The following is a 754-nucleotide window of genomic DNA, read 5'->3' as shown; positions in this document are numbered from 1 at the left end:
TCGACATGTCGATACTCGTTAGACATAAGCCTATACCCAAGCCTGTGCTTGAGCCTTTCTGCTTATGCCGACTGTCCGGTCGAAATGGGGGGCAGTTCACCAAGTTTTACGCCGGCGAAAAACGACGGAAAAACAGTCTACATCCTTGATGTGCCAAAGAACGTGCCGGTTAAGGCTTTCTGGTCGATCAGCGTTTACAATCCAAAAGGCTATTTTGAGAAGAATGACTATGACGCCTATTCGCTCAATAGCATTACTTCGAAGAAAAATGCCGACGGGTCGGTGACTGCACAGTTCGGTGGCTGCGATGGTAAAATTCCAAACTGTCTTCCGATAGTTGATGGTTGGAACTACACGGTAAGGCTTTATCGCCCAGACCCATCCGTTGTCAGCGGCGAGTGGAAATTTCCCGAAGCCAAGCCTCAGCCCAACTGATTTACATCAGCCTCTGAGCAGTCTTAAGCTAAAAATCTAGGAGCATTAAGTGTTGTCAAAGATCGTTCAAACGGCCTTGATCACCGCTGTCGTATTCGCTGGCCAAGTTGTGAGTTCCGCCATGGCAGACAATACTGTCGGGCCAAAGGTGACAGACCCACATTTTCATCTGACACCAGGTTATTTGCAAACGAATGAGCTTCCTAACAGTCTTGTTTTGCTAGGGCGTAGACTCATAAACTGATGCACCAGATGCGGACAGCGATCAGTTTGACAGCAGCAAGGAAATTGTCCGGGTTCTTGTCGTAACGCGTGGCGA

At 48.5% G+C, this 754-nt stretch carries 1 protein-coding gene and 1 pseudogene; one reads left to right on the top strand and one right to left on the bottom strand.

The window, feature by feature from the left end:
• Nucleotides 1-435 (top strand): DUF1214 domain-containing protein (locus ACTJKP_RS27035; protein ID WP_440632854.1); only part of this gene is annotated, 435 nt, incomplete at its 5' end.
• Nucleotides 436-668: 233 nt separating this feature from the next.
• On the opposite strand, the pseudogene ACTJKP_RS27030 reads toward ACTJKP_RS27035, so the two are convergent.
• Nucleotides 669-754: pseudogene (locus ACTJKP_RS27030) on the bottom strand (IS5/IS1182 family transposase); the annotation flags it as partial.

The sequence above is a fragment of the Brucella sp. 22210 genome (assembly GCF_052045675.1).
Classification (GTDB): domain Bacteria; phylum Pseudomonadota; class Alphaproteobacteria; order Rhizobiales; family Rhizobiaceae; genus Brucella.
This window is presented reverse-complemented; position numbering and strand designations above follow the sequence as displayed.